Genomic DNA, 26,983 nt, shown 5'->3' on the forward strand with positions numbered 1-26,983 from the left:
CCCCCGGCCCGCCCGCCGTGCCCGCCGTCCGCGTCCCGCCGCGCCGCCGGCGGCGCGCACCCCCGCCGAGCCGGTGCCGGACGACGTCGTTGTGTCGGTCCGGGACCTGCGCGTCGCCTTCGGCGGACAGGAGGCGGTCAAGGGAGTGAGCTGGGACCTGCGACGCGGAGAGGTGCTCGGCATCGTCGGCGAGTCCGGATCGGGCAAGTCGGTCACGGCGCTGGCCGCGATGGGCCTGCTTCCCCCTTCCGCCTCGGTGAGCGGCTCGGTCCGGCTGGCCGGAACGGAGATCATCGGCGCGCCGGTGCGCACGCTCATGGCACTGCGCGGCAGGCGGGTCGCCATGGTGTTCCAGGACCCGCTGTCGGCCTTCACCCCCGTGATGCGCGTCGGCGACCAGCTCGCCGAAGCGGTCCGCGTCCACCAGCGGGTGTCCAGGGGCGAGGCCGGGCGGCGCGCGGTCGAGCTGCTGCGCATGGTCGGCATCCCCGACCCGGCCCTGCGCGCGGGCTCCTACCCGCACGAGTTCTCCGGCGGCATGCGGCAGCGGGCCATGATCGCGATGGCGATGGCCAACGACCCCGAGGTCATCGTGGCCGACGAGCCCACCACGGCCCTCGACGTGACCGTCCAGGCGCAGATTCTGGACCTGCTGCGCGAGGCCCGCCGCCGGACCGGGGCGGCCCTGGTGTTCGTCAGCCACGACCTCGGCGTCATCGCCGGGCTGGCCGACCGCGTCGTGGTCATGCGCGACGGGCTGGTGGTCGAGCACGGGACGGTCGAAGACGTCTTCGCCCGGCCCAAGGAGGACTACACGCGTGAGCTGCTGGCCGCCGTGCCCCGGCTGGACCAGGCGCCGCCCCCGCGCGACCTGTCCGGCCGGCCGCCGGTACTGCGGGTCTCCGGCCTGACCAGGACCTTTCCGCTGTTCAAGGGCACGGTGTTCCGGCGCGAGGTCGGATCGGTCCGCGCGGTCGACGGCGCGGACCTGCTCGTACGCCGCGGCGAGACGCTCGGCCTGGTCGGCGAGTCGGGCTCGGGCAAGAGCACGACCCTGTTCGAGATCATGTCGCTCGCCCGCCCCGCCGAGGGCACGATCGAGGTGCTCGGATCCGACACGGCCGCGCTCACCCGCGGACAGGCGGCGCGGCTGCGCGGCGAGGTCCAGATCGTCTTCCAGGACCCCATGGCCAGCCTCGACCCGCGGATGACGACCGGCCACATCATCGCCGAGCCGCTGCTCACGCTCGGCGTCCCCCGCAGGGAGGCCCTGGCGCGGGTGCCCGCGCTGCTGGAGCAGGTGGGCCTGCCCGCGGCCCACGCCGAGCGGTACCCCCACCAGTTCTCCGGCGGGCAGCGCCAGCGCGTCGCCATCGCGCGGGCGCTGTCGGTGGAACCCAAGCTCGTCGTCCTGGACGAGCCGGTGTCGGCACTGGACGTCACCGTGCAGGCCGGGATCCTCGCGCTGCTCGCCCGTCTGCGCGACGAGCTGGGCCTCGCCTACCTGTTCGTCTCGCACGACCTGGCCGTGACCCGGCACATCGCCGACCGGGTCAGCGTGATGTACCTCGGCAGGACCGTCGAGAGCGGCGACACCGCCACGGTCTTCGAGGCGCCCCTGCATCCCTACACGCGGGCGCTGATCTCGGCGGTCCCGATCCCCGACCCGTCCCTGGAGCGCCGCCGGCGTCGTATCCTGCTGGCCGGCGACCCTCCGGGCGCCACCGCGCGGCCGGCCGGGTGCCGCTTCCGCGGCCGGTGCCCGGTCTACGCGAGCCTCCCGGCGGAGCGGCGGGTCCCCTGCGAGACGGCCGACCCAGAACCGGTGGCCCATGGCGCCGGGCACGTCGTCGCCTGCCACCACCCCGGTGCCGCCTGACCGGGCTCACCGGGCGGGCAAGTCGGAAGATGTACCATTTGGCGCAGGTGTGGGGGCCGGTCGACGGGGGAAGACCAGAGGGTTCGGAGCCGGGTCGTGTACGGGGTGGTGCGGTGATCACGAGGGGCGAGCCGTACGGACGCGGAGGTCGCGCGCCGTGCGGGCGCGGGCCGGGCGCGGGCCGGGGACGCCGAGCGGACAGGTCGTGGCCGGTCGATTACGCTCGCGCCCATGACGAACCGTGATCCCCGCTGGGTGCTGAGGGAGCGTCCCTCTCTCGGGCTCATCATCGGCCTCGTCGTGGCCGGCATCTGCGCGCTGGTGTCGTTCTCCTTCGACATCTTCAACGGCGAGCCGGTGCAGTTCTTCATCGCGCTCGTCCTGGCGCTGGCGCCGGTGCCGCTGCTGCTGGCCGCACTGCTCGGCCTGGACCGGATGGAGCCCGAGCCGGGCAAGGACCTGGCCTTCGCGTTCATGTGGGGCGCGGGCATCGCGGTGCTGGTGGCCGGCATCCTCAACAGCCTCAACCTCAGGTACGTCACCAACGCCCTGCACGACCCGACCGACGCGCGCAACCTGGTGGCGACCTTCGTGGCCCCGGTGGTCGAGGAGACGATGAAGGGCCTGGTGCTGCTGGGCCTGCTGCGCTGGCGCCGCCAGGAGCTCGACGGCCCCACCGACGGCATCATCTACGCCGGCATGGTGGGCCTCGGCTTCGCGATGAGCGAGAACGTCAGCTACTACATCATGGCGCAGGACCAGCACGGCTTCCAGGGGCTGGCGGTGACCGTGGTGCTGCGCGGCATCCTGTCGCCGTTCGCCCATCCGCTGTTCACCTCGATGATCGGCATCGCGGTCGCCTACGCGGCGCAGCGCCAGGGGCCCGTGCGCGGTGGAGTGGTCCTGCTCGGCTGGGCCGGCGCCATCATGCTGCACGGCATCTGGAACGGCTTCACCTCCTACGGCGGGTTCCAGGGGCTGTCGCTGGCCTACCTGCTGCTGATGATCCTGTTCTTCGTCGAGCTGAGCGTGGTCGTCAAGGACCGCAAGCGCATCGTCGGCCTCATCCAGCTCTACCTGCCGCCGTACGGGGGGCTCGGGCTGGTCACCGACTTCGACGTGTTCATGCTGTCGTCGCTGCAGGGGCGGCGGCAGGCCCGCCAGTGGGCCAAGGCCTACGGCGGTCAGGCGGGGCTGCACGCCATGCGCGACTACCAGGTGGCCGCCACCGAGCTGGGCCTGCTCCACGAGCGCGGCGTGCGCGGGGTGATCGACCGTGAGACGTTCGAGACCCGGCGGGAGGCGCTGCTGGCCTGCATGAGCGTCGCCAAGGCGGCCTTCCCCGTCCCCGAGCGGCACCAGGCCACGATCGCCAAGGGCATGGCCCCGCCCGGCTACGCCCCCGGGCACGACACCTGGCACTCGGTCTCCCCCTATCCGCCGCGCGACGGCCTGCCCGGCGACCCGTACCCGGCCGACGGCGCGCCCGGCCCCGAGCACCGCCCGGGCCGGCCGCCTTCCGGATACCGGCCCGCCCCGCCGGGCGCTCCCGGCCCGGAGCACCGCCCGGGGCCGTCCGGCCCCGAGTACCGGCCCGGCACGCCCGGCTCCGAGTACCGGCCCGGGCCGCCCGGGATGCCCGGCCCCGGTTCGGGCGGAGCGCGCTAGGCCGTGTCTGACAAATGGCCTTCGAGGGCCCGGCTCGTCCTAGTGGGCGAGATGCTGGAGCCAGTCCTGCAGGAGTGCGGTCTCGACGGGGCGGAGCGGGACGGTAGCTGGATCCGCCCCGCTGAGGGTGGCATCGAGCGCGAGGGCGCGAGCGGCGAGAGTGGAGTCTGGGGCTGGGCTCGTGTCGGTGGTCAGGGCGTCGATGAGTGCTTCCCGCATGCGCGGTGAGACCTCCGGGTCACGTTCGCTCTCGGGGATGCCGATCAGGGAGAGTGTGACGCCGGTCACCGCCGCCAGCGTGAGGTGGGCGGCAAGGACGGGCGGTACCCGTAGGCGGCCGTCGGAGGCGGCGCGGCCGAGGAACGTCATAAGGAGTTCCTGAGCCTCCCGCGCGGCAGGTGGGCGGCGGCCGGGGCGGTCGGTGCCGTACATCAGCAGGTAGAAGGCGGGGTGATTCAGGCCGAAATCGACATGCATGTCCCATCCGCGGCGCATGTCGTCGACCGGGTCGCCGCTCGACGACAAAGTGTGCTTCTGCGCCAAGTAAAGGTCGAAGGCGTGGATGGCCAGCGCCGAAAGGAGCCCGTCCTTGTCACCGAAGAACTGGTACAAGGAGGCGGCCCGGATGCCTGCCGCCGCTGCGACGGCGCGGGTGGAGAGCGCCTGGGCGCCCTCCCGCTCCAAGAGCTCGGCTGCCACTTCCAAGATCTGCCGGCGACTGCGGGTCTTCGCGTCATCCACAGTTGCAATGCTACGACATAGGGCGTATCACTGATGCGTTCAGTGATACGGAAATTTGCGTTGCAGTGATACGGCGGGAGAGGTCGATGAATCGTGTGGGATACGGCGCCATGCAGCTTGCGGGCCCTAAGGTCTGGGGATTCCCGGACGACCCGGAGGCGGCGCGGCGGGTGTTGCGCCTGGCCGTCGAGCTGGGCGTGACCTTCTTCGACACCGCGAACGCCTACGGGCCGCGAACGGTGAACCAGCTGATCGGTCAGGCGCTGGGACCGATCCCCGAGGGCGTGATCGTGGGCAACAAGGTCGGCGCAGAGCGCGGCCCGGACAAGTCCTGGGTCGTCGACGGTCGCCCGGAGACGGTCCGGCGGCAGGTGCACGAGGCCCTTACCGACATGGGAACGGACGCGAGCGAGCTGACCTACCTCCGACTCGTCGGCGACACCCCCGGCGCGCACCAGGACGTACCGCTGGAGGAGTCGCTCGGCGCACTCGTCGAGCTGCGAGACCAGGGACTGATCCGCCGCATCGGCCTGTCCGGCGCGTCCCCGCAGATGCTGGCCCGTGCCCAGCAGATGACCCCCATCGCGGCGGTGCAGAACCGCTTCAACCTGCTTGACCGCAGCGGCGTCCAGGTTCTCGCCGACTGTGAGACCCAGGGCATCCTCTTCATCCCCTACTTCCCGCTGGCCGCCGGACGGCTCAGCGGCCACCAGGAGCTGACCGGCCCGGCAGAGCGCCTGGGTGCCACACCGGCCCAGATCGCACTGGCCTGGCTGCTGCGCCGTTCGCCCTCCATGGTCGTCATCCCCGGCACGAGCAGTACCGACCACCTGCGGTCCAACATCGCAGCTTCCGAGGTTGCCGAACAGTTGACCGACACCGAGGTCGCGCGCCTGACCGGACTCGTCGACGAGTCGCAAGCGGCCCTCGGCCAGCCCACGCCCCCCGCTCATAGCCACGGCCAGGTGCTGCAGTGATCGGCGCCGGGGCGGCGGGTCGTGGTACGGCGATGCCGGCGCCTGCCACGGCGCCCGAGCCGGTGAACGTTCGTGGACAGCGCACTAGCCCGCGCGCAGTCCTCCCGCCGTCCTGCTGATCGTCCCAGGTCGCCCGCGCGCTCTTGCCGCGCGCGTGGCCCCGTGTTTCAATCGCGTTACGCGGATGTCTGTGGCCACTTCCGATGCTCTTTTCCGGGTGGCCGGGCCAGAGTGGGCGCGCGGCCGGCGCCGCCGCCGCGCGCGCCCTGAGACAGACCGGAGCGGCGCGCGTCCCGCGCCCGCTCGTCCGACCGCCGCCCCCGCGCGGTGGCATCCGCGATGTGAAGAGGAAGCGTGAAAACCAAGGTAAAGGTGGCGATTCTGACCGCTGTGGCGGTCGTGGCCGCCGGGTTGACGACGCTGGGCCTCCAGCGCTCGGCCCTGGCGCACGGCGCGCTCCAGGCGCCCGCCAGCAGGACCTACGCCTGCTACACCGACGGGCTGACCTCCAGCAACGAGATCAAGCCGAAGAACCCCGCCTGCGCCCAGGCCGTCGCCGCGGGCGGCACCCAGCCGCTGTACGACTGGTACGGGGTGCTGCGCTCGGACGGCGCCGGTCGCACGAAGGGCTTCATCCCCGACGGCAAGCTCTGCAGCGGCGGGTTCGACAAGTACGCCGCCTACGACGCGCCCAGGGCCGACTGGCCGGCCACGGTGGTGCAGCCCGGCGCGATGTTCAACTTCGTCTACGGCGCCTGGGTGCCCCACCCCGGCGGGTTCAAGCTGTACGTCACCAAGGACGGCTACAACCCCACCGCGCCGCTGACCTGGGCCGACATGGAGGAGCAGCCGTTCTTGACGGCCGATCCCGAGCCGGGGGTGAGCAACGGCGCCTACCGGTTCTCCGGGCGGCTGCCCAACAAGAGCGGCCGGCACGTCATCTACTCGGTGTGGTACCGCTCCGACAGCAAGGAGACCTTCTACGGCTGCTCGGACGTGATCTTCGGAGGCACCTCGACGCCCCCGCCGAGCTCCCCGCCGCCCAGTTCCCCGCCGCCGAGCTCGCCACCGCCGGTCACGCCCACCCCGACGCCGTCCTCGCCCGGCGCGATCGCCTGCCAGGCGACGGTGACGCTCGCCAGCAGCTGGCAGGGCGGGTTCCAGGCCACGGTGACGATCAAGAACACCGGGTCCACGCCGATCAACGAGTGGTACGTCTCATGGATGATGCCGCTGGGCATCACCATGACGCAGGCGTGGAACGGGACGATGATGCAGAGCGGCCCGAGCGGCATGATCCACGCGCCGGCATGGGCTCTCAAGCTCGACCCCGGGGCCTCGGCGACCGCCGGGTTCCTGGCCACCATGACAGGGGCGGGGACTCCGACGTTCACCGATGTGAACTGCGGATAGTCCGCGGGCGCGGGCACGCCGGCCTTCGGCGCCGGCCGGCGTGCCCGCGCCCGCTCCTCGGAAGAGGGGCCTTGGGCGTGTACGACCATCGGAAGAGGCCGACTGGCAGAGGCGGCTGGGGAGGCCCGCTGGCGAGGCGGCTGGGAGCGGCCGGTTGGGCAAGAGGTGGGCAAGAGGCCGGCTGGGCACGAGGCGGCTGGACAAGAGGCCGGGGGCGGCGGTGAGGGGAGGCGCGTCCGGGCACGCATAAACCCGGGCGCCGGACCGTGAGGCGGAGAGGCACGTCCGCCTCACGGTTGCAGCGTCCGAGTTCAGGACGGGATACGCGGTTGTCGTGGCACTGCCGAGGGGCGTCACCCCTTCCTTGCCGGGCGGGCGAGGGACAGATGATTATGGGAGCGCTCCCATGCGCGCGAAGGGACCATACCCCGCAGGCCCGCCGGTGACGAAGCCCTCACTTCACGGCAAGGGCGGGCGGCCGAGAAGCCGCAGCTTACGACCTCCGGCACCGGCGAGACCGATGAAACTTTCGCGCCGGAACCGAAACCCTGGTCGCGGGGGCGTTCAGCGGCGGGCGCCGAGGACGCGGTCGAGCGAGGTCTCGCGCGGCCCGGGGAAGACCGGCGGGGACCTCAGCACCACCGCGTCCAGGAACCCCTTCGCGGTCGCGCCGAACTCGCGCACGGCGTAGACGTAGGTCTGGGCGGGGAACCGGGCGGCGGAGTCGTCGCCGACGCCGAAGGCGTCAAGGCCCGCGGCCCGGCACAGGGCGACGGCGCGCGGCAGGTGGAAATCCTGCGTGACGACGGTGAGGGCACGGACCCCGAACACCCGGCGGGCCCGCACGCAGGAGTCCCAGGTGTCGAACCCGGCGTAGTCCAGCACCAGCACCCCGGCCGGCACCCCGCGCGCGACCAGGTAGTCGCGCATGACGGAGGGCTCGTCGTAGCCGGGCCGGCTGTTGTCGCCCGACAGCAGAAGGGCCCGAACCTTGCCCGCTCGCAGCAACCGGGCGGCGATGTCCAGCCGGGTCGCCAGCATCGGCGTGGGGGAGTGGCCGTACAGTCCGGCGCCGAGCACCAGCCCCACCGGGGCGGCCGGGACCTGCCGCGTCCACCCCGATGCGGCTCCGGCCGTGAGCCGGTAGCGCGTGGTGGACAGCCAGGCCCAGGTCATGGGCGCCAGGCCGAGCAGGCTGAGCGCCACGGCGCCGTGGAACGCGCGGCGCCGGACGGCGCGCGAGCGCAGCGACACCCGGGCGGCGCGGGTCCACCGCGCGACGGCAGGAGGGATCACGATCGTTCAGACGCCGGCGGCGTCCAGTAGGTTCTCCCCGGCGGCGGGCGCGCCGGCCGGGCCGCGCGAGCGCATGAGGTACACCACGCGCAACGTGGCGATCCAGACCAGGGTCGAGCCGAGCACGTGCAGGCCCACCAGCAGCGCCGGCACGGCCAGGAAGTACTGCACGTAGCCGATCACGCCCTGGGCCAGCTCGACGCCGAGCAGGATGAGCGCGCCCCGGCGTGCCCGGCCGGGAGAGTCGGTCACGTGCAGCGCGAACAGCAGGGCGAAGGTCAGGCCGAGCACGACCCACACGGCGTCGGCGTGCAGCCGGGCCACCGACTGGATGTCGAAGCCGAACCGCGAGGCGGCCTCGTCCCCCGAGTGCGGCCCGGTGCCGGTGACCACGACGCCGGCGATGAGCAGCGTCAGCACGGCGGCGACCAGGACGAAGCCGAGCGTGCGGATGTCGCGGTGGACCAGCCGCCGCGGCGGCTGGTCGCCCTCACCCGACCGCGCGTACAGCGCGAACGCCGCCGCGATCATGCCGATGGACAGCAGGAAGTGCACGCTGACCGTGACCGGGTTGAGCAGCGTGCGCACGACCACGCCGCCCCACAGCGCCTGCACGGCGACGCCCAGCGGCTGGATCCACGCCAGGTACACCAGGCTGGAGCGGCGGGGCGCCACCCGCATGACGGCGACCACGCAGCCGACGGCCACGGCCAGCACCAGGAAGGTCAGCAGGCGGTTGCCGAACTCGATGGCCATGTTCAACGGCGAGTGCGCGTCGTGCGCGGCGGGGACGAAGCTGTCGGGCGTGCAGCGCGGCCAGGTGGGGCACCCGAGGCCGGAGCCGGTGAGCCGGACGGCCGCGCCGGTCACCGCGATGCCCGCGTTGACGATCACGGCGGCCAGCGCCCACCGCCTGACGGTGGCGGGCGTGGCCGACCACGCGGAGTGGAACAGGTCGAGGGCCCGGCCACGCGCCCGGTCGAGGAGGGCGCCGGTCCCGGCGCCCCCCGCACCGTCGCGGGGCTGGTCTGCTGCGGTCACGGCACACATCGTAGGCGTCCACCCAGCCGGTCCCGAATTGCGCTCATGGCTGTGTCGCTTTGCCTCGCTCCGCTCGGCGGCTCGGGGCGCCCTTGAGGCGGCGTCCTTCGTCGTCGTTCACGAGCGCTCGTCCCTCGCACTCGCTCTCCTCCTCAGGACACCGCCGCGCCCCGAGCGGGGTCTTGTGGCCGATCCGCTGGAATCGCTTGGCGGGTTCGGGGGGCCTTGAGGTGGTGGTCCGAGGGTGGCTGGTTGGCGTCGTTGCGCTCCTTTGGTGGGGCGAGCATTGATTACCGTGGTGGATATGTGACATATTACTGACTTGTTTGTGAAAGGGCTGGGGGTGGGATGGCCGACGTCGTGGTGATCGGGGCGGGGGTCGTCGGGGCGGCCTGCGCTTATTACGCCGCGCGGGCCGGGCTGAGCGTCACCGTCGTCGAGCGCGGCGCGGTCGCCTCGGGCACCACCGGGGCCGGCGAGGGCAACATCCTGGTATCCGACAAGGAACCCGGCCCCGAGCTCGACCTCGCCCTGCTGTCCAACCGCCTCTGGCGCGAGCTGGCGGCCCTCGGCGGGTTCGAGTTCGAGCCCAAGGGCGGCCTGGTCGTCGCCGAGACCGGCGAGGTGCTCGACGCGCTCACCGCGCTCGCCGTGGCCCAGGACGGGTGCGGCGTCCAGCGCCGGCCGGTCGGCGCCGGCGAACTGCGCGACTATGAGCCCCACCTTTCCCCCGGCTTCGCAGGCGGCGTCTTCTACCCGCAGGACGCGCAGGTCCAGCCCATGCTCGCCGCCGCGGTGCTGTTGCGGCACGCTCCCGGCGCGCGCCTGCGGACCGGGACGACCGTCACCGGCCTGCTGCGCGACGGCGACCGGGTCACCGGCGTCCGCACCGACAAAGGGGACATCCCGGCGGGCGCGGTGGTCAACGCGGCCGGCACCTGGAGCGGCGAGGTGGCCGCGCTGGCCGGCCTCGACCTGCCGGTGCTGCCGCGCCGGGGCTTCATCCTGGTCACCGAGCCGCTCGCCGCCCCGCTGATCCGGCACAAGGTCTACACCGCCGCGTACGTCACCGGCGTGGCCAGCGACTCGGCCGCCCTCGAGACCAGCGCCGTCATCGAGGGCACGCCCGCCGGCACGGTGCTCATCGGCGCCAGCCGCGAGCGGGTCGGCTTCGACCGCACCGTCTCCATCCCGGTGCTGGAGACGCTTGCCCGCCAGGCCATCGCCCTGTTCCCGGCTCTGGCCGCGCGCCGGGTCATCAGGGCCTACTGCGGCTTTCGCCCCTACTGCCCCGACCATCTGCCGGTGATCGGCGCCGACCCGCGCGCGCCCGGGCTGTACCACGCCTGCGGACACGAGGGCGCGGGCATCGGCCTGGCCCCCGCCACCGGCCACCTGATCGCGGGGCAGCTCACCGGCGCCGCCCCCGGCCTCGACCCGGCGCCCTTCCGACCGGAAAGGTTCGCGGCGTGACCTCATCACACGATCCCCACGGGCCCGTCCCGTCCGTCCCGGAGCCGCCGCATGCCGGTCGCCTGGTGAGGGCCCGGCCGGAGCCGGGGTTCGCGATCACCGTAGATGGGCGGCCGGTGATGGCCGTGCCGGGCCAGACGGTCGGGGCGGTGCTGTACGCCAACGGCGTCCGGTCGTGGCGCACCACCCGCCTGGGCGGGCGTTCCCGCGGCCTGTTCTGCGGCATCGGCGTGTGCTTCGACTGCCTGGTCACCGTCAACGGCGAGCCGTCCCTGCGGGCCTGCCAGACCGAGGCGCGTCCCGGCGACGAGGTGCGGACCGGATGAGGGACCTGGCGATCGTGGGAGCCGGCCCGGCCGGGATGGCCGCGGCCGTCGCGGCGGCGCAGGCCGGGCTGAGCGTCGTGCTCGTCGACTCCGGGGCGCGCCTGGGCGGGCAGTACTTCCGCCACGCGCCCGCGGGGTTTCGCGCGCGGCGGCCCGGGGCGCTGCACCACGGGTTCGGGCGCTTCGCCGCACTGGCCGCCGAGCTGGGGCGGCACGGCGTCGAGGTCCGCCTGCGCCGCCGCGTCTGGGCCGTCGAGCGGACGACGGACTCGGGCCGGCCGGTCACACCACCCGCGACGGGCTCGGGCCCGCCGGTCACACCACCCGCGACGGATGCCGCCGGCGACGGCGGCGTGGTGCTGCACTGCCTGGCGGGTGACCGGGAGGAGCGGCGGGAGAGCGTCGCGGCCCGCCGGCTGCTGATCGCCACCGGGGCCCACGACCGGCCGTTGCCCTTCCCCGGCTGGGACCTGCCCGGAGTGTTCACGGCCGGAGGCGCGCAGGCCCTGCTCAAGGGTGACCTGGTGACCGCCGGGCGCAGGGTCGTCGTGGCCGGCACCGGCCCGTTCCTGCTGCCGGTGGCGACCGCGCTGGCCGCCGCCGGCGCCCGCGTCGCCGCGGTCCTGGAGGCCAACGGCCGCTTCGGGCCGGCCTCCGCCATGGCGGGCCACCCGGGCAGGCTCGCCGAGGCCGCCGGCTACGGCTACGGCCTGGCCAGGCACCGCATCCCCTATCTCGGCCGGCACGCCGTCATCGCCGCCCACGGGGACCGTGAACTGACCCACGTCACCGTCGCCGACCTCGACCGCGACTGGGCGCCGCGCCGCCGCCGCACGATCGCCTGCGACGCGCTCGCCGTCGGCTACGGCTTCGTCCCGCAGATCGAACTGGCCGTCCAGCTCGGCTGCGCCACCCGCGCCGGGACCGACGGCACCCCGGTCGTCGCCGTGGACGCCGGGATGCGCACCAGCGTGCCGGGCGTGTACGCGGCGGGGGAGCCCACCGGCGTCGGCGGGGCCGAACTGGCCGAGGTGGAGGGCCGGATCGCCGGGCGCGCCGCCGCCGCCGACCTCGGCCGCCGGGTGCCGCCCGACCCGGGCCTGCCCGCGCGCAGGGACCGGCTGGCGACCTTCGCCAGGGCCCTGCAGGCCGCCTACCCCGTCCGCGACGGGTGGAAGGGCTGGCTGACGGACGACACGCTGATCTGCCGCTGCGAGGAGGTCCCCTACGCGCGGATCAAGCAGGCGGCGCGGCTCGGAGCCACCGACGCCCGCTCGATGAAACTGCTGGCCCGCCCCGGGATGGGCTGGTGCCAAGGGCGCGTCTGCGGCTATGCCGTGGCCCGCCTGGCCGGCGAGGACCCCGGGCCGCCGCGGCGGCCGGTCGCCCAGCCGGTCAGGCTCGGCTACCTCGCGGGAGACCCGGCGGAAGACCTCGGAGAAGAACCAGCAGGAGACCCCGGAGGAGAGGACCCTCGATGACGACCCGTGAGAAGCCCTGGCACGGCGTGATGGTGGCGACCGCGCTGCCGCTGCGCGAGGACCTGAGCGTCGACTTCGACGGCTACGCCGTGCACTGCCGCCGGCTGGTCGAGCAGGGATGCGACGGCGTGGTGCCCAACGGCTCCCTCGGGGAGTACCAGACGCTCACCCCCGAGGAGCGCGCCCGCGTCGTCGAGACGGCGGTCGCGGCGATCGGCGGCGACCGCGTGATGCCGGGCGTGGCCGCCTACGGCGCGGCCGAGGCGCGCCGCTGGGCCGAGCAGGCCAGGGACGCCGGCTGCCAGGTCGTGATGCTCCTGCCCCCGAACGCCTACCGGGCCGACGAGCGGGCCGTCCTCGCGCACTACCGCGAGGTCGCCAAGGCCGGCCTGCCGATCGTGGCCTACAACAACCCCTACGACACCAAGGTGGACCTGATCCCCTCGCTGCTGGCGGAACTGCACGCCGAGGGGCTCATCGTCGGGGTCAAGGAGTTCACCGGCGACGTGCGGCGGGCCTACGAGATCGCCGAGCTGGCCCCGGGCCTGGAGGTGCTGATCGGCTCCGACGACGTGGTGCTGGAACTGGCGCTCGCCGGGGCTACCGGCTGGGTGGCCGGGTATCCGAACGCGCTCCCGGCCTCGTGCGCGGCGCTGTACCGGGCCGCCGTCGCGGGCGATCTGGCCACCGCGCTGCCGCTGTACCGCACGCTGCACCCGCTGCTGCGCTGGGACGCCAGGACCGAGTTCGTCCAGGCGATCAAGCTGTCGATGGACCTGGCCGGCCTGCACGGAGGCCCGTGCCGGCAGCCGCGCGTGCCGCTGACGGCCGAGCAGGACGCCGTGGTCCGCGCGGCCACCGAGAAGGCGCTGGCCGAAGGGCTGCGGTGACGTCGTGCGCTCCAAGAAGATCTTCCACGTGGTCGACTCGCACACCGAGGGCATGCCGACCCGCGTTGTCACCGGGGGAGTGGGCGTCATCCCCGGCGCGAGCATGGCCGAGCGGCGCGAGTACTTCATGGCGAACCTGGACCACGTCCGCAAGCTGCTGATGTACGAGCCGCACGGGCACGCGGCGATGAGCGGCGCGATCCTGCAGCCGCCCACCCGGCCGGACGCCGACTACGGCGTGCTGTTCATCGAGGTCTCCGGCTGCCTGCCGATGTGCGGGCACGGCACCATCGGCGTCGCGACGGTGCTGGTGGAGACCGGCATGGTGGAGGTGGCCGAGCCGGTGACGACCGTGCGGCTGGACACCCCGGCCGGGCTGGTCGTCGCCTCGGTGCGCGTGGAGGACGGAGCCGCCACGGCGGTCACCATCCAGAACGTGCCCTCCTTCAACGTCGCCCTGGACGCCGTGGTGAAGGTCCCCGGCATCGGTGAGATCACCTATGACCTGGCCTACGGCGGCAACTTCTACGCCATCCTGCCCATCGAGTCGGTGGGCCTGCCGTTCGAGCGCGCCTACGGGCAGCGCATCCTGGACGCTGGCCTCGCGGTCTCCGCGGCGATCAACGAGGCGGCCGAGCCGGTCCACCCCCTCGACCCGGGCATCCGGGGCTGCCACCACGTGCAGTTCGTGGCTCCCGGCTCCGACGCCCGGCTGTCGCGGCACGCGATGGCCATCTACCCGGGCTGGTTCGACCGCTCGCCGTGCGGGACGGGCACCAGCGCCCGCATGGCGCAGCTCCACGCGCGCGGCGAGCTGGCGGTCGGGGAGGACTTCCTCAACGAGTCGTTCATCGGCACCCGCTTCACCGGGCGCCTGGTCGAGGAGACCGAGGTGGCCGGCCTGCCGGCGGTCGTCCCCGCCATCACCGGCCGGGCGTGGGTGACCGGCACCGCCCAGCACTTCCTGGACCCGTCCGACCCCTTCCCCGAGGGCTTCCTGCTCTGAGCCGGTCGATGACGTGGACTAGGTTTCCATGAAGCGGGATTTCACCCCTGAGGTTGGAGAGGGATTCACGATGGGTGTTGTCGAGAGCCGGTCCCCCCAGAACCCGGCCGACGTGGTCGCGAGCGCCGCGTCCGCCGGGAGCGAGGGCGTCGCCGAGGCGGTGCGCCGCGCGCGCGCCGCGCAGCGGCGGTGGGCGGGGGCGGGCGCCGCCGAGCGGGCCGGCGTCCTGGCCGCCGCCGCCGCGAACGTCGCCGCCGCCGCCGACGAACTGGCCGCGCTCGCCGTCCGGGAGGTCGGCAAGCCGGTCACCGAGGCCAAGGGCGAGGTGGCGCGCGCGGTGGCCATCCTGCGCTACTACTCCCAGCAGGTCTTCGACCCGGTGGGCGCCCTGTACGAGCCGTCCGGCGCGGGGCTGTCCTACACCCGCAGGCGCCCGCGCGGCGTCGCCGGGCTGATCACGCCGTGGAACTTCCCGCTGGCCATCCCCCTGTGGAAGGCCGCGCCCGCTCTTGCCTTCGGCAACGCCGTGGTGCTCAAGCCCGCCCCGCAGGCGCTCGGCACCGCGTTGCGCCTGGCCGAGATCCTCGGCCTGCCCGAGGAGCTGTTCCAGGTGGTCCCCGGGGACGCCGAGGAGGGCGTGGCGCTCATCGAGGCGGCGGACGTCGTGTCCTTCACCGGGTCGGCCGCCGTGGGCCGCAAGGTGAGCGTCGCCGCGGCGACCCGGGGCGTCCCCGTGCAGGCCGAGATGGGCGGGCAGAACCCCAGCATCGTGCTGGACGACGCCAACCTGGAGGCCGCCGCCGCGCAGATCGCCGCGGCGGCGTTCGGGTACGCCGGGCAGAAGTGCACCGCCACCAAGCGGGTGATCACGGTGGGCAACGCCGAGCAGGTGCGCGAGGCGCTGGTCGCCGCCGTCGCCAAGCTCGGCGTGGGCGACCCCGCCGACCCCGGCACCGCCGTCGGGCCGGTGATCGAGGAGTCCGCCCGCGACCGGGTGGTGGCCTCCGCGCAGGGCGGCCGGGTGCTCACCGGCGGGCAGGCCCTCGACCGCGACGGGTGGTTCGCCGCCCCGACCCTGGTCGACGGGGTGGCCGCCGACCACGTGCTCGCCCGTGACGAGGTGTTCGGGCCGATCTGCCTGGTGCAGGACGCCGGGTCGGTGGAGGAGGCGGTGGCGCTGGCCAACGGGGTGCCCTACGGGCTGGCCTCCGCGGTCTACACCCGCGACCTGGACCGGGCGCTGGAGGTCTCCTCCCGGCTGGAGAGCGGCCTGGTCAAGGTGAACAACCCGACCAGCGGCGTGGACTTCTACCTGCCCTTCGGCGGCGAGAAGGACTCCAGCTACGGCCCGCGCGAGCAGGGCAAGGCGGCGCAGGAGTTCTACACCTCCACCCACACCATCGCCCTGGGCCCCGCCGGCGCCTGACCGCCCTCCCCGAGCTCCGGCCGGGAGGCCCCCGCCTCCTGGCGTACCCGCTCCGGCTCTCCGAGTTCCCCCGCCCCGCCTCGGGGCGGCGGGGGCTCCGGGCCGAGGAGGCCCCTCGCGGAGATACCCGTTCTCTCGGGGGGACACCGGCGTTCAGCAGGGTTGCAACGGTCTGGTCTCGGGGCCTTGACGGGCGCTATCGGCACGTGTGCAATGTCACACATCATCTGAGCCGTGCAGCACCCGCGAGGAGATACACGATGGGCAAATCGCGCATAGCGCTGGTCTGGTCGCTGGCGGCGGCCGTGGGCATGCTGACGGCCGGATGCGGCCAGGGCCTGCTCGGCGGCGGCTCGGAGGAGGGCGGGGACAAGGGTCCCATCGCCCTCGGCATGCTCATCCCGCAGTCGGGCAGCGAGGCGGCCATCGGCCCGTACATGAAGAACGCCGCCCAGCTCGCCGTGGACGAGATCAACGGCAAGGGCGGCGTCCTCGGCCGCAAGCTGGAGCTCAAGGTCGCCGACGACGCCTGCGACGCCCAGACCGCCGTGGCCGGCGCCAACAAGCTCGTCACCGAGGGCGTCAAGGTCTCGGTCGGCGGTTACTGCTCGGGGGCCACGCTGCCCACGCTGCCGGTCTTCGGCAAGGCGAACATCCCGATGATCATCCCCGCGGCCAACTCGCAGGAGCTGGTCGACCAGCACCTCAAGCACGTCTTCCTGATCAACGGCACCGGCACCCAGCAGGCGACGGCCGCCATGGCGTGGATCACCAAGCAGGGCGCCAAGAACGTCGCGCTGGTGCACGACAACACCAGCTACTCCAAGGACATCGCCGTCCGCACCCAGAAGCTCCTGGACGAGCAGGGCGGCCCCGAGACGGCGATCCTCGAGGCGGTCACGCCCAAGGAGAGCGACTACAGCGCCAACATCCACAACATCATGGCCAAGGACCCCGACTTCGTGTACTGGACCGGCTACTTCCAGGAGGGCGGCCTGATCATCCGCCAGCTCCGGCAGGCCGGGTACAAGGGCGCCATCATGGTCGGCGACGGCTCGGTGTCGGAGAAGATCGCCCAGATCGCCGGGGCCGAGGCGGCCGAGGGCGTCTACGCCACGATGACCCAGACCCCCGAGACCCTCCAGGGCGCCGAGACCTGGATCGCCGACTACACCAAGAAGTTCGGCTCGCCCCCCGGCCCGTACTCCAACCAGGCCTACGACGCCGTGCGCCTGGCCGCCGAGGCCGTCAAGAACGCCGGGTCCACCGACGGCGCCAAGGTCATCTCCGCGCTGGAGGCCGTCAACGGGTTCGCGATGTTCTCCGGCCCGCTGAAGTTCACCCCCGACCACACCCTGTCCACCGGCGGCTTCCAGATCCTGGTCGTGAAGTCCGGCAAGTTCGCCCTCCAGGACGCGCTCAAGTGACCGTGCGCGAGCAACGACCAGGGACGGCCGGCGGCACCGCGCCGGCCGTCGCCGGCCCCGGAGGAAACCTCACATGTCACAGCTGATCTGGAACGGCCTGTTCGTCGGCTCGTTCTACGCGCTGGTGGCGCTGGGCTACAGCATGGTCTACGGGATCATGAAGCTGCTCAACTTCGCGCACGGCGACATCTACATGCTCGGCGCCTTCACCGGCTTCGCCTTCCTCGGCGCGGTCGGCGGCGTCTCGCCCGGCATGGCGCTTCCCGTGCTGCTCGGCGTGCTCGTCGTCACGATGGCCGTGACGGGCCTGTCCGGCGTGGTCCTCGAACGCGTCGCCTACCGCCCCCTGCGGAACGCGCCCAGGCTCTCGCTGCTCATCACCGCCGTCGGCGCCTCCTTCGCCCTGGAGTACGGCATGCGGGCCGCCGCGGGCGCCGACCCGCAGGTCTACCCGCTGCGGCTCGGCGGCACGGCGGTCCAGGTGCTGGGCGCCCGTGTCACCCTGCAGCAGATCGCGCTCATCATCGTCGCCGTCGCCCTGATGGCCGGGCTGAACCTGCTGGTCACCCGCACCCGCGAGGGACGCGCCATGCGCGCCATCGCCCTGGACCCGCGCACGAGCGCGCTGATGGGCATCAACGTCAACGCCGTCATCTCCCGCACCTTCTTCCTCGGCTCGGCGCTGGCCGGCGCGGCCGGGGTGATGGCCGGGGCCTACTACGGCAAGATCGACTTCCTGATGGGGTTCCTCATCGGGCTCAAGGCGTTCACCTCGGCGGTGATCGGCGGCATCGGCAACATCCCCGGCACCATGCTCGGCGGCCTGCTGCTCGGCCTGCTGGAGTCCTTCGGCACCTACTGGCTCGGCGGCGAGTGGCGCGACGTGTTCGCCTTCGGGGTGCTCATCCTGTTCCTGTCCGTGCGGCCGACCGGCCTGCTCGGCGAGCGCGTGACGGAGCGGGTATGACGACCGGCGCCAAGGCGCGCGGGCGGGGGACGCCCGTCGGCCGGGCCGTGTCGCGGCTGCTGGACAGCAAGTGGGCGGGCCTGGCCGGCCTGGCCGTCGCCGCCCTGGCCCCGTTCGTGATCGCCACCCCGTACGCGCTGTCGGTGATGACCAGCGCGGCCATCTTCGTCATGCTGGCCTCCGGCCTGAACATCGTCGTCGGCTTCTGCGGCCTGCTCGACCTCGGATACGTCGCCTTCTTCGCCGTCGGCGCCTACACCAGCGGCGTGCTGAGCACGCGGTTCGACCTTCCCCTGCTGGTCACCGTCCCCGCCGTCATCGCGGTGACCGTGGTCGCCGGCGTCGTGATCGGCGCCCCTACCCTGCGGCTGCGCAGCGACTACCTGGCCATCGTCACCCTCGGCTTCGGCGAGATCATCCGCATCACCGCCAACAACCTGGAGGTCACCGGCGGCCCCTCGGGGATCTACGGCATCCCCGGCCTCGGCGGCGGCCCGGTCGTCTTCTACTACCTCACCGTGGCGATCGTGGCGCTCGCGGTCATCGGCGCCTCCCGGCTCGGCCGCTCGCGCCTCGGGCGGGCGTGGCGGTTCGTCCGCGAGGACGAGGACGCCGCCGAGGCCATGGGCGTGCACACCTACCGGGTCAAGCTGGCCGCCTACATCGCGGGCGCCATCTGGGGCGGGCTGGCCGGCGTGCTGTTCGCCGCGCAGCTGTCGGCCATCTCGCCGGGCAGCTTCACCTTCCTGCAGTCGGCCCTGGTGCTCATGGCCGTGGTGCTGGGCGGCATGGGCTCGACGCCCGGCGTCGTCATCGGCGCCATCGTCATCAGCCTGCTGCCCGAGGTGCTGCGCGACTTCGCCGACTACCGGTTCTTCGCCTTCGGCGTGCTGCTCATCGTCGTCATGCTGCTCCGCCCGCAGGGGCTGTGGCCGCACCGGTCCAGGGAGGCGAGCTCATGACCCTGCTGGCGGTGGAGGATCTGCGGCTGTCCTTCGGCGGCCTGCTCGCCATCGACGGGCTGTCGTTCACGGTCGGCGAGGCCGAGATCGTCTCGGTGATCGGCCCCAACGGCGCGGGGAAGACCTCCGCTTTCAACTGCGTGACCGGGTTCTACAAGCCCACGGCCGGGCGCGTCGTGCTGTCAGGCCGGGAGATCACCGGCCTGCGGCCCTCCCGCATCGCCGGACTCGGGGTGGCGCGGACCTTCCAGAACCTGCGGCTGTTCGGCGAGATGTCGGTGCTGGACAACGTCCGCGCCGGGGCCCACCTGTGGCTGCGGCAGAACTTCCTGGACGCGCTGCTGCACACCCCGCGCTACCGTCGGGGCGAGCGGGAGGCCACCGAGCAGGCCCACCACTGGCTCGACTTCGTGGGCCTGCGCGGCGACCGGTACGGCGAGGCCCGCCACCTGCCCTACGGCGAGCAGCGCAGGGTCGAGATCGCCCGCGCCCTGGCGCGCAGGCCCGGCCTGCTGCTGCTGGACGAGCCGGCGGCCGGGCTCAACCACGGCGAGAAGGCCGAGATGCTGGACCTGATCCGCAGGATCCGCGGCCTCGGCATCGCCATCGTGCTGATCGAGCACGACATGGGCCTGGTCATGGAGGTGTCCGAGCGGGTGGTCGTGCTGAACTTCGGCCGCGAGATCGCCGACGGCCGTCCCGAGGACGTGCGCCGCGACCCGGCCGTCATCGAGGCCTACCTCGGCACCGACGACGCCGACGCCGACGCCGACGCCGACGCCGACGACGCGGGCGGCGGGACCGGCGAAGGGAGGCCGCGATGACGGCGCTGGAGATCGAAGGGCTGGACGTCCACTACGGCGGCGTCCACGCCCTGCGCGGGATGTCGCTCACCGTCGGGGAGGGCGAGGTCGTCGCCCTGCTCGGCAACAACGGGGCCGGCAAGACCACCACCCTGTCGGCCGCCTCCGGCCTGGTGCGCCCGACCGCCGGCACGATCACCTTCCGGGGCCAGAACGTGACCCGCGCCAGGCCCGAGGCCATCGTCGGCGCCGGCCTGGTGCACGTGCCCGAGGGGCGCAGGGTCTTCAGCACCCTCACCGTGCACGAGAACCTCCAGGTCGGCGGCTACCTGGTGCGCGACCAGGCGGAGATCCGCCGGCGCATCGAGCGGGTGTACGCGCTGCTGCCGCGCCTGGCCGAGCGCCGCGCCCAGCAGGGCGGCACGCTGTCCGGCGGTGAGCAGCAGATGCTCGCCATCGGACGCGCGATGGTCACCGGGCCGCGCATGCTGCTGCTGGACGAGCCGTCGATGGGCCTGGCCCCGCTCGTCGTCGCCTCGGTCATGGAACTGGTGCGCGAGGTCAACGCCGAAGGGGTCTCGGTGCTGCTGGTCGAGCAGAACGCCAAGGCCGCGCTCAAGATCGCCCACCGCGGCTACGTGATCGAGAACGGCCGGTGCGTGCTGGCCGGGTCGGCGGCGGAGCTGGCCGGCGACTCCCGCGTCGTCGAGGCCTACCTGGGAGGTGCCTGACCGTGGAAGCCCGCAGACCGCCCGGCGCGGCCACCGGAGGCACCGGCCTGATGCCCGGCCACGGAGAGACCCGCACCACAGGCGCGGCGTCCGCCCTCGCGGAGATCAGCGCGGTCGACTACCACACGGGCGGAGAGCCGTTCCGCGTCGTCACGGCCGGAGTCCCGGACATCCCCGGCGCCACGGTCCTGGATCGCAGGGACAACGCCTCGGCGCCCGGGTTCGGCGAGATCGACCGGGTGCGGCGGCTGCTGTGCCACGAGCCGCGCGGCCACGCCGACATGTACGGCTGCTTCCTGGTCCCGCCCGATGACCCCGGCGCCCACCTGGGCGCGCTGTTCTGGCACAAGGACGGCTACTCCACCGCCTGCGGCCACGGCACGATCGCCCTGGGCGTCCACGCCGTGGAGTCCGGGCTGGTCGAGGCCGGCCCCGACGGCGACACCGACGTGGTCGTCGACGTGCCCTCAGGACGGGTCACCGCGCGCGTCCGCCGCTCCGGCGGGCTGATCGAGTCGGTGACCTTCCGCAACGTGGCCTCCCACGTCGCCGCCCGGAAGGTGCCGGTGATCGCCGTCACCGCCGGCGGCGTCGCGGCGCAGGCCGAGGTCGACATCGCCTACGGCGGAGCCCTGTACGTCTCGGTGCCCGCCGGCGCGTTCGGGCTGGCCGTGGAGCCGCGCCACCTCACCGAGCTGATCGTCCTCGGCCGCTCGATCAAGGCGTTCCTCACCGACCACCCCGCCGCGCGGCATCCCGCCGACGACCGGCTGTCGGGCATCTACGGGGTGATCTTCTACGACGAGCTCGCGCCGGGCCGCCAGCGCAACGTCACCGTCTTCGCCGACGGCGAGGTGGACCGCTCGCCCTGCGGGTCCGGTACCGCCGCCCGGCTCGCCCTGCTGCACGCCGACGGGTTCACCGGGGAGCTCGTCCACGAGAGCATCGTCGGGAGCGTGTTCACCGGGAGGGTGGCCGAGGAGCGCGGGGACGCCGTCATCCCCGAGATCACCGGCATGGCCTACCGCACGGGTGTCCACCGGTTCACCCTCGACCCGCGCGATCCCATCGGCCTGGGGTTCACGCTGCGATGAGCGCGCTGCCCTCCATCGACGGGGACACCCTGCGGGCGCTGCTGCCCATGGGGCGGGCCGTGCGTGTGCTGGGCGACGCCCTGTCGGCCGGGCTCGATCCCGGCGCCGGCCCGCCCCGCCCGGTCGTCGAGGTCCCGGCCGGCCAGTTCCTGCTGATGCCCGCCGCGCACGGACGCCACGCGGGGATCAAGGTCGCGACCGTGGTCCCCGGCAACCCGGCCAGAGGGCTGCCGCGCATCCAGGGCACCTACCTGCTGCTGGACGGGGACACGCTGACGCCCCTGGCGGTGATGGACGGCGCCGCGCTCACCGCGCTGCGCACCCCCGCCGTCTCGGCTCTGGCCGCGGCCCACCTGGCGCGCCCGGACGCGCGCTCGCTGGTGGTCTTCGGCACCGGGCCCCAGGCGTGGGGGCACGTCGAGGCGCTGTGCGCCGTCCGCCCCGTCGAGCGGGTCACCGTCGTCGGCCGCGACGCCGCCCGCGCCCGCGCGCTCGCCGAGCGGTGCGACGGCCTCGGCCTCCGCGCGACCGCGCTCACCACCGCCGGACCCGCCGGACCCGCCCGGCCCGCCGGGGCGGTCGCGCCCGTGGAGAGGCCGGCGGCGTCGGCGGAGGCGGCCGGCGGGACCGTCGGGGTGACGGTGTCCGGCGAGGTGGCGGCGGCCGTGGCGTCCGCCGACCTGATCGCCTGCTGCACGAGCGCCAGAGAGCCGCTGTTCCCGGGCGCGCTCGTCGCCGACGGCGCCACCGTCGTCGCGGTCGGCTCGCACGAGCCGGACGCCCGCGAGATCGACGGTGAGCTGGTCGCGCGGGCGACCGTGGTCGTCGAGTCCCGGGCCGCCGCGCTCGCGGAGGCCGGCGACCTGGTCATCCCCGTCAGGACGGGCCTGATCGGAGCCGGTCACATCGCGGGCGACCTCGCCGAGCTCGTGCGGGGCGGCGTCGAGCCGGGCCCCGGCCCTCGCGTGTTCAAGAGCGTGGGCATGGCCTGGGAGGATCTGGTCGTGGCGGCCGCCGTCCACGAGGCGTGGGCGGGCCGATGAGCCTGGGGAGGGGTGCCGGCATGGCGAGGGCCGAGCGAGGTGGCCGGGCGTGCGCGCCCGCGCCGCATGACCGCGTGAGCGGCTCCGGGCGGCGTGACCGCGTGAGCGGCTTCGAGGGGAGTGTCCGGGCGGGGCGCTCCGGGCGGGGTGGTCGGGCGTGAGCGAGGAGGGGAGGCTGGATCTGCCCGTCATGGGCGGACGCCAGAGCCTGCGCGAGCAGGTCGCCCAGGCGCTGCGCGACGCACTGGTGGCCGCCGAGATGCGCCCCGGCGTGGTGTACTCCGCCCCGGTGCTGGCCGCGCAGTTCGGCGTGTCGGCCACCCCGGTGCGCGAGGCGATGCTCGACCTGGCCAAGGAGGGCCTGGTCGAGGCGGTGCGCAACAAGGGGTTCCGGGTCACCGAGCTGTCCGAGCGCGACCTGGACGAGCTCACCGAGATCCGCAGGCTGCTGGAGGTCCCCACGGTCGCCCGGCTGGCCGGCGCCCCCGCCGCCGGGGACGCCGAGCGGCTGCGGCCGGTGGCCGAGGAGATCGTCTCGGCGGCCGAGCGCGGCGACCTGCTGGCCTACGTCAACGCCGACCTGCGCTTCCACATGGACCTGCTGGCCCTGGCCGGCAACGCCCACCTGGTGGAGATCGCCCGCGACCTGCGCTACCGCGCCCGGTTGTACGGCCTGAAGACCATGTCCGAGCGGGGCACGCTGGCCGACTCCGCCCGCGAGCACCTGGACATCCTGGACGCCCTCGCCCGCGGCGACGCCGAGGCCACCCGCACCCTCATGGACCACCACATCCAGCACGTGCGCGGCATCTGGGCCGACCGCCCGGAGTGACGAAAGGGCCCCAAGGCCGATACGCCGGAACCGCGGCCGTCCCGCCCGTCTACGCGGTGAGGCGCCGCTCGAAGCCGGTGACCATGGCGAGCAGGCCGGCCTCGAACCACTCGTCGTAGAACGCCGCCACGGCGGGGTCGGCGACCGGGCCGGCCGGCCGCGTACCCGGCGGGCGGCCGACCTGGGCCAGGGCGTGGCCGAGGACGTAGACGCCCACCGACTGCACGGCGGTCAGGGCGTCCTGCCGGGCGACGTCCGAGGCGGCGAAGCGCTCCAGCAGGCCGGCCAGCAGGGCGAGGCCGGTGTCGACGTCGACGGGATGGGTGGCCAGCAGGGGCACGGCGTCGGGGTGGGCGAGCAGCGTCCGCCGGTAGGCGACGGCGAACAGACGCAGGGCCTCGGTCCACGGGACGGCCGGGACGGGCTCGGCGACCGCCTCGGCGAACAGGTGGCCGACCAGGGCGGTGAGCAGGGCGTCGCGGTTGGGCAGGTGCCGGTACAGGGACATGGCCGCCACATCGAGCCGGGTGCCCAGGCGGCGCATGGTCAGCGCCTCCAGCCCTTCGGCGTCGAGGATCTCCACGGCCGCGGCCACGATGCGCTCGCGGCTGAGCACGGCGGGCCGCCCGCCGCGCCCGGCCGCGCGGGGCCGGCTCCCCGCTGGTGGGTTCATGCGGTCAGGGTAGCGGCGAGGGTGGTCGCCAGCATCAGTAAGGAGAGCGCGCCCACGACCATGTGCTGGACGTCGATCACGACGTCGTGGCCGTCGGTGCGCAGGAGCTTCAGCGTGCGGGTGTAGTCGCGCTGGTAGGTCTCCAGCTGGGCGGGGGTGGCGGCGCAGAAGTAGGGCACCCACCAGTTCCACAGGTGGCCGACCATGATCACGTAGCACAGCAGGGTCGCCGTGACGAGCGACCAGGTCTGGTGCAGGGCGACCCCCGCGGCGATCAGCAGGGGGAAGGGGTAGTTGATCGCCGCCGCGGCCAGCCGCCGGCCGACGTTGCCGGGGGCCAGGTCGTTGAGCGGGAACATGGGCACCCACTCGGTCACGGCCAGCCAGGCCAGCCAGACGAGCGGGACGATGATCGCGAACGTGGTCATGATGCCTCCATGTAGTTTGTGTACGACGTAAGCTTACGTCGTACACAAACTAGGACGCAAGAGTCCCGCCGGGTCCGGTGACCGAACGTCAAAGGCTGTTGACTGAGTAGGTAATACAGGGAAAGCTGGGACGGAGACCGGCCGCTCCCGAACGACCGTGGAGGCTCCATGAGCGTCACCGACGAACTGCTCGTCAACGCCGAGCGCTACGCGGCGGACTTCGGCAAGGGTCACCTGCCGCTGCCGCCCGCCCGGCAGGTCGCCGTCCTTGCCTGCATGGACGCCCGCCTCAATGTGTACGGGCTGCTCGGGCTCAGCGAGGGCGACGCGCACGTCATCCGCAACGCCGGCGGAGTGGTCACCGCCGACGAGCGCCGCAGCCTCGCCATCAGCCAGCGCCTGCTCGGCACCCGCGAGATCATCCTCATCCACCACACCGACTGCGGCATGCTGACCTTCACCGACGACGCCTTCAAGGACGCCATCGCCGGCGAGACCGGCCTCAAGCCCGACTGGGCCGCCGAGGCGTTCGCCGACCTGGACGAGGACGTCCGCCAGTCCATCGCCCGCATCCACGCCGACCCGTTCATCCCCGTCAAGGACTCGGTCCGCGGCTTCGTCTACGAGGTGGAGACCGGCCGGCTCCGCGAGGTGAAGGCCTGACGGGCGGCCGGCGAGGCCGCCGGCGTCGGGGGACGCGGGCGCGCGGCGGGCGGGCGGCGGTCAGGTGGTCCGGGCGGTCACGTGCTGCGGGCGGTCACGTGCTGCGGGTCGCCCCGGCGGAGGCGATGACGACGCAGATGATGGCCGCCCATTCGCGCAGGTGGAGGACCTCGCCGAGCACCACGAGCCCGACCAGGGCGGCCATGGCGGGTTCCAGGCTCATCAGGATGCCGAAGACCCGCTTGGGCATCCGCCGCAGCGCCTCCAGCTCCACGCTGTAGGGGATGACCGACGACAGCAGGCCGACGCCCGCGCCGAGCAGCAGGAGCTCGGGGGAGAGCAGCGCCGTGCCGCCGCTGGTCACCCCGATCGGCGCGATCACGACCACCGCGACCAGCATGGCGAACGACAGGCCCGAGGTCCCCGGGAACCGGCCGCCCACGGCGGCCGAGAGCAGGATGTAAGCGGCCCAGCACCCGCCCGCCACGGCGGCGAACGCGATGCCGGCCCAGTTCAGCCCGCTCGTCTGGCCCCACGGCGCGAGCAGCAGGATGCCGGTGGCGGCCAGCGCCACCCACAGCAGGTCCTTGCGCCGGTGTGAGGCGGCGACCGCGACTCCGAGCGGTCCGAGGAACTCGATGGTCACGCAGATGCCCATCGGCAACCGGGCCAGGGCCTCGTAGAACGAGAGGTTCATCACGCCCAGCGTCACGCCGAAGGCCGCCCCCGCGGCCAGGTCGCGCCGGCTCAGCCCGCGCAGGCGGGGCCGGGCGACCACGGTCAGAATTGCCGCGCCCGCCGCGATGCGCAGGAACACCACCGCGCTGGGCGGCAGCGCGGCGAACAGGTTCTTCGCCAGGCCGGCGCCGATCTGCACCGACAGGATCGCCAGGATCACCAGCCCGGACGGGGGCACGGCGCCGATCGCGGCGCGCGCCATGGCGCCCGGCCGCGCCCGGCCCCGGGGGAAGGGGCCGGCGGAGGAGGACAGGGAGTGCACGGTCATGGGCGTCGGTCCTCGGATTCCTGGCACGGGGCGTGCGGTCGGGGAGGCGGGGCGGCCGGCCGCTCACCGGCGGCACTCCGGCGCGTTAGAGCATAGGCCGCCGGACTCTTCAGATCGGCCACGGGGGCCGCGCGGGCCGCCGGCGCCGGTGTGGTCGCCGGACCGGCGTCACGGATGACCGACGTGCCGCCACCGCGGTGTTCCGCCGGCGACGCGCGCCGGCCGACGCGGCCCACGCGCGGGCGCCCTGACTCCTATGACAAGCTCGGCGACGCGCGTAGGCTGAGGGAAGCGGTGACTTGCTCGCGCCCGGTTCGAGCGCGCAGGCGATTTCTCTCGCACCGTGGGATCGGATCCGATCGTGACAGCCTTGTCGATCCAGATGGCGCACGACCAAGATCACACCACCCTCGCCCTGATCGGTGACCTCGACAGGACCTCCGCCGTCCACCTGGACGACGCCGTCGAGGCGGCACTGTACGACGGTCATCGGCACCTCACCGTGGACACCTCCGAACTGACCTTCTGCGACTCCTCGGGACTGTGGGCGTTGCTGCGGGCCCAGCGCGCTCTGGCGCAGGTCCAGGGCACCATGGCGCTCACAGGCGTTCACGGCGTCCTGCGGCGCGTCCTGGAGGTCACCGGGCTCGCCGACGCCTTCACCATTCACCACACTCCGGCTCCCGCTGCCCGCCGGGCACCGCACCGGGCGCCCATCAGAACCCGGTCGGCGTAGT

The 26,983-nt window shown here is 73.5% G+C and carries 26 protein-coding genes; 20 read left to right on the forward strand and 6 right to left on the reverse strand.

The window, feature by feature from the left end; genetic code table 11:
- The first annotated feature begins 73 nt into the window (after nucleotides 1-73).
- Together ACWEN6_RS26015 and ACWEN6_RS26020 are read left to right on the forward strand one after the other, a co-directional pair.
- Nucleotides 74-1,879: a dipeptide ABC transporter ATP-binding protein gene (locus ACWEN6_RS26015; RefSeq protein WP_452573801.1), complete on the forward strand. Its 1,806-nt coding sequence runs from the start codon at nucleotides 74-76 to the stop codon at nucleotides 1,877-1,879.
- A gap of 231 nt (nucleotides 1,880-2,110) precedes the next feature.
- Nucleotides 2,111-3,547, forward strand: coding sequence for a PrsW family glutamic-type intramembrane protease (locus ACWEN6_RS26020; protein WP_452573591.1), 1,437 nt, complete (start codon nucleotides 2,111-2,113; stop codon nucleotides 3,545-3,547).
- A 39-nt stretch (nucleotides 3,548-3,586) separates the two neighbouring features.
- Here ACWEN6_RS26020 and ACWEN6_RS26025 read toward each other — a convergent pair whose 3' ends face one another.
- Nucleotides 3,587-4,288, reverse strand: a complete 702-nt coding sequence (locus ACWEN6_RS26025) for a TetR/AcrR family transcriptional regulator (RefSeq protein ID WP_452573593.1) — start codon at nucleotides 4,286-4,288, stop codon at nucleotides 3,587-3,589.
- An 86-nt stretch (nucleotides 4,289-4,374) separates the two neighbouring features.
- On the opposite strand from ACWEN6_RS26025, the gene ACWEN6_RS26030 reads away from it, so the two are divergent.
- Nucleotides 4,375-5,265, forward strand: coding sequence for an aldo/keto reductase (locus ACWEN6_RS26030; protein WP_452573595.1), 891 nt, complete (start codon nucleotides 4,375-4,377; stop codon nucleotides 5,263-5,265).
- A gap of 354 nt (nucleotides 5,266-5,619) precedes the next feature.
- Nucleotides 5,620-6,678 carry a lytic polysaccharide monooxygenase gene (locus ACWEN6_RS26035; protein ID WP_452573597.1) on the forward strand — a complete coding sequence of 353 codons (1,059 nt, stop codon included), beginning with the start codon at nucleotides 5,620-5,622 and terminating at the stop codon, nucleotides 6,676-6,678.
- A gap of 564 nt (nucleotides 6,679-7,242) precedes the next feature.
- On the opposite strand, the gene ACWEN6_RS26040 is transcribed toward ACWEN6_RS26035, so the two are convergent.
- Both ACWEN6_RS26040 and ACWEN6_RS26045 read right to left on the reverse strand, forming a co-directional pair.
- Nucleotides 7,243-7,974 carry a SanA/YdcF family protein gene (locus ACWEN6_RS26040; protein WP_452573600.1) on the reverse strand — a complete coding sequence of 244 codons (732 nt, stop codon included), beginning with the start codon at nucleotides 7,972-7,974 and terminating at the stop codon, nucleotides 7,243-7,245.
- A gap of 6 nt (nucleotides 7,975-7,980) precedes the next feature.
- On the reverse strand, nucleotides 7,981-9,015 hold the full coding sequence (locus ACWEN6_RS26045) for a COX15/CtaA family protein (RefSeq protein WP_452573602.1): 1,035 nt from the start codon (nucleotides 9,013-9,015) through the stop codon (nucleotides 7,981-7,983).
- A 348-nt stretch (nucleotides 9,016-9,363) separates the two neighbouring features.
- Here ACWEN6_RS26045 and ACWEN6_RS26050 point away from each other — a divergent pair, with 348 nt between their 5' ends.
- From ACWEN6_RS26050 to ACWEN6_RS26115, 14 genes are all read left to right on the forward strand, one after another.
- Entirely contained in the window at nucleotides 9,364-10,488 is a 1,125-nt protein-coding gene (locus tag ACWEN6_RS26050) for an NAD(P)/FAD-dependent oxidoreductase (RefSeq protein ID WP_452573604.1), read from the forward strand.
- Nucleotides 10,485-10,814 (forward strand): (2Fe-2S)-binding protein, encoded by a 330-nt coding sequence (locus ACWEN6_RS26055; RefSeq protein ID WP_452573606.1) that lies wholly within the window; start codon nucleotides 10,485-10,487, stop codon nucleotides 10,812-10,814. The genes ACWEN6_RS26050 and ACWEN6_RS26055 overlap by 4 nt, the downstream gene beginning before the upstream one ends.
- Nucleotides 10,811-12,295, forward strand: a complete 1,485-nt coding sequence (locus ACWEN6_RS26060; RefSeq protein ID WP_452573608.1) for an FAD/NAD(P)-dependent oxidoreductase — start codon at nucleotides 10,811-10,813, stop codon at nucleotides 12,293-12,295. Before ACWEN6_RS26055 ends, ACWEN6_RS26060 begins: the two co-directional genes overlap by 4 nt.
- Nucleotides 12,292-13,185 carry a dihydrodipicolinate synthase family protein gene (locus ACWEN6_RS26065; protein WP_452573609.1) on the forward strand — a complete coding sequence of 298 codons (894 nt, stop codon included), beginning with the start codon at nucleotides 12,292-12,294 and terminating at the stop codon, nucleotides 13,183-13,185. The genes ACWEN6_RS26060 and ACWEN6_RS26065 overlap by 4 nt, the downstream gene beginning before the upstream one ends.
- Before the next feature lie 4 nt (nucleotides 13,186-13,189).
- A complete protein-coding gene (locus ACWEN6_RS26070) occupies nucleotides 13,190-14,191 on the forward strand; it encodes a proline racemase family protein (protein ID WP_452573611.1) in 1,002 nt (333 codons plus the stop codon).
- Between the two features lie 70 nt (nucleotides 14,192-14,261).
- The gene (locus ACWEN6_RS26075; protein WP_452573613.1) at nucleotides 14,262-15,617 is read left to right on the forward strand and encodes an aldehyde dehydrogenase family protein; all 1,356 of its coding nucleotides are present in this window, start codon (nucleotides 14,262-14,264) and stop codon (nucleotides 15,615-15,617) included.
- 260 nt (nucleotides 15,618-15,877) lie between these two features.
- Nucleotides 15,878-17,044, forward strand: coding sequence for a branched-chain amino acid ABC transporter substrate-binding protein (locus tag ACWEN6_RS26080; protein WP_452573615.1), 1,167 nt, complete (start codon nucleotides 15,878-15,880; stop codon nucleotides 17,042-17,044).
- Nucleotides 17,045-17,117: 73 nt separating this feature from the next.
- Nucleotides 17,118-18,011 (forward strand): branched-chain amino acid ABC transporter permease, encoded by an 894-nt coding sequence (locus ACWEN6_RS26085; RefSeq protein ID WP_452573617.1) that lies wholly within the window; start codon nucleotides 17,118-17,120, stop codon nucleotides 18,009-18,011.
- Entirely contained in the window at nucleotides 18,008-18,973 is a 966-nt protein-coding gene (locus tag ACWEN6_RS26090) for a branched-chain amino acid ABC transporter permease (protein ID WP_452573619.1), read from the forward strand. Before ACWEN6_RS26085 ends, ACWEN6_RS26090 begins: the two co-directional genes overlap by 4 nt.
- Nucleotides 18,970-19,797, forward strand: coding sequence for an ABC transporter ATP-binding protein (locus tag ACWEN6_RS26095; protein WP_452573621.1), 828 nt, complete (start codon nucleotides 18,970-18,972; stop codon nucleotides 19,795-19,797). The genes ACWEN6_RS26090 and ACWEN6_RS26095 overlap by 4 nt, the downstream gene beginning before the upstream one ends.
- A complete protein-coding gene (locus ACWEN6_RS26100; RefSeq protein WP_452573623.1) occupies nucleotides 19,794-20,507 on the forward strand; it encodes an ABC transporter ATP-binding protein in 714 nt (237 codons plus the stop codon). Before ACWEN6_RS26095 ends, ACWEN6_RS26100 begins: the two co-directional genes overlap by 4 nt.
- A gap of 2 nt (nucleotides 20,508-20,509) precedes the next feature.
- A complete protein-coding gene (locus ACWEN6_RS26105; protein WP_452573625.1) occupies nucleotides 20,510-21,601 on the forward strand; it encodes a proline racemase family protein in 1,092 nt (363 codons plus the stop codon).
- The gene (locus ACWEN6_RS26110; protein ID WP_452573627.1) at nucleotides 21,598-22,644 is read left to right on the forward strand and encodes an ornithine cyclodeaminase family protein; all 1,047 of its coding nucleotides are present in this window, start codon (nucleotides 21,598-21,600) and stop codon (nucleotides 22,642-22,644) included. The genes ACWEN6_RS26105 and ACWEN6_RS26110 overlap by 4 nt, the downstream gene beginning before the upstream one ends.
- Before the next feature lie 157 nt (nucleotides 22,645-22,801).
- Complete coding sequence (locus ACWEN6_RS26115; protein WP_354844898.1) at nucleotides 22,802-23,476, forward strand: GntR family transcriptional regulator; 675 nt, start codon at nucleotides 22,802-22,804, stop codon at nucleotides 23,474-23,476.
- A 49-nt stretch (nucleotides 23,477-23,525) separates the two neighbouring features.
- Here ACWEN6_RS26115 and ACWEN6_RS26120 read toward each other — a convergent pair whose 3' ends face one another.
- Nucleotides 23,526-24,149: a TetR family transcriptional regulator gene (locus tag ACWEN6_RS26120; protein ID WP_452573629.1), complete on the reverse strand. Its 624-nt coding sequence runs from the start codon at nucleotides 24,147-24,149 to the stop codon at nucleotides 23,526-23,528.
- A complete protein-coding gene (locus tag ACWEN6_RS26125; RefSeq protein WP_452573631.1) occupies nucleotides 24,146-24,577 on the reverse strand; it encodes a hypothetical protein in 432 nt (143 codons plus the stop codon). Before ACWEN6_RS26125 ends, ACWEN6_RS26120 begins: the two co-directional genes overlap by 4 nt.
- A gap of 168 nt (nucleotides 24,578-24,745) precedes the next feature.
- Here ACWEN6_RS26125 and ACWEN6_RS26130 point away from each other — a divergent pair, with 168 nt between their 5' ends.
- The gene (locus tag ACWEN6_RS26130; RefSeq protein ID WP_452573633.1) at nucleotides 24,746-25,240 is read left to right on the forward strand and encodes a beta-class carbonic anhydrase; all 495 of its coding nucleotides are present in this window, start codon (nucleotides 24,746-24,748) and stop codon (nucleotides 25,238-25,240) included.
- A gap of 94 nt (nucleotides 25,241-25,334) precedes the next feature.
- Here ACWEN6_RS26130 and ACWEN6_RS26135 read toward each other — a convergent pair whose 3' ends face one another.
- Complete coding sequence (locus ACWEN6_RS26135; protein WP_452573635.1) at nucleotides 25,335-26,246, reverse strand: EamA family transporter; 912 nt, start codon at nucleotides 26,244-26,246, stop codon at nucleotides 25,335-25,337.
- Nucleotides 26,247-26,607: 361 nt separating this feature from the next.
- On the opposite strand from ACWEN6_RS26135, the gene ACWEN6_RS26140 reads away from it, so the two are divergent.
- Complete coding sequence (locus tag ACWEN6_RS26140) at nucleotides 26,608-26,982, forward strand: STAS domain-containing protein (RefSeq protein WP_452573637.1); 375 nt, start codon at nucleotides 26,608-26,610, stop codon at nucleotides 26,980-26,982.
- Nucleotide 26,983 lies beyond the last annotated feature (1 nt).

Source organism: Sphaerisporangium sp. NPDC004334 (assembly GCF_053602655.1).

What these genes read in the sequence shown, in the direction of transcription:
- ACWEN6_RS26020 (WP_452573591.1), top strand. Translation starts at nt 2,111, where the DNA reads ATGACGAACCGTGATCCCCGCTGGGTGCTGAGGGAGCGTCCCTCTCTC.
- ACWEN6_RS26030 (WP_452573595.1), top strand. Translation starts at nt 4,375, where the DNA reads ATGAATCGTGTGGGATACGGCGCCATGCAGCTTGCGGGCCCTAAGGTC.
- ACWEN6_RS26050 (WP_452573604.1), top strand. Translation starts at nt 9,364, where the DNA reads ATGGCCGACGTCGTGGTGATCGGGGCGGGGGTCGTCGGGGCGGCCTGC.
- ACWEN6_RS26060 (WP_452573608.1), top strand. Translation starts at nt 10,811, where the DNA reads ATGAGGGACCTGGCGATCGTGGGAGCCGGCCCGGCCGGGATGGCCGCG.
- ACWEN6_RS26065 (WP_452573609.1), top strand. Translation starts at nt 12,292, where the DNA reads ATGACGACCCGTGAGAAGCCCTGGCACGGCGTGATGGTGGCGACCGCG.
- ACWEN6_RS26075 (WP_452573613.1), top strand. Translation starts at nt 14,262, where the DNA reads ATGGGTGTTGTCGAGAGCCGGTCCCCCCAGAACCCGGCCGACGTGGTC.
- ACWEN6_RS26080 (WP_452573615.1), top strand. Translation starts at nt 15,878, where the DNA reads ATGGGCAAATCGCGCATAGCGCTGGTCTGGTCGCTGGCGGCGGCCGTG.
- ACWEN6_RS26085 (WP_452573617.1), top strand. Translation starts at nt 17,118, where the DNA reads ATGTCACAGCTGATCTGGAACGGCCTGTTCGTCGGCTCGTTCTACGCG.
- ACWEN6_RS26090 (WP_452573619.1), top strand. Translation starts at nt 18,008, where the DNA reads ATGACGACCGGCGCCAAGGCGCGCGGGCGGGGGACGCCCGTCGGCCGG.
- ACWEN6_RS26095 (WP_452573621.1), top strand. Translation starts at nt 18,970, where the DNA reads ATGACCCTGCTGGCGGTGGAGGATCTGCGGCTGTCCTTCGGCGGCCTG.
- ACWEN6_RS26100 (WP_452573623.1), top strand. Translation starts at nt 19,794, where the DNA reads ATGACGGCGCTGGAGATCGAAGGGCTGGACGTCCACTACGGCGGCGTC.
- ACWEN6_RS26110 (WP_452573627.1), top strand. Translation starts at nt 21,598, where the DNA reads ATGAGCGCGCTGCCCTCCATCGACGGGGACACCCTGCGGGCGCTGCTG.
- ACWEN6_RS26120 (WP_452573629.1), bottom strand. Translation starts at nt 24,149, where the DNA reads ATGAACCCACCAGCGGGGAGCCGGCCCCGCGCGGCCGGGCGCGGCGGG.
- ACWEN6_RS26125 (WP_452573631.1), bottom strand. Translation starts at nt 24,577, where the DNA reads ATGACCACGTTCGCGATCATCGTCCCGCTCGTCTGGCTGGCCTGGCTG.
- ACWEN6_RS26130 (WP_452573633.1), top strand. Translation starts at nt 24,746, where the DNA reads ATGAGCGTCACCGACGAACTGCTCGTCAACGCCGAGCGCTACGCGGCG.
- ACWEN6_RS26135 (WP_452573635.1), bottom strand. Translation starts at nt 26,246, where the DNA reads ATGACCGTGCACTCCCTGTCCTCCTCCGCCGGCCCCTTCCCCCGGGGC.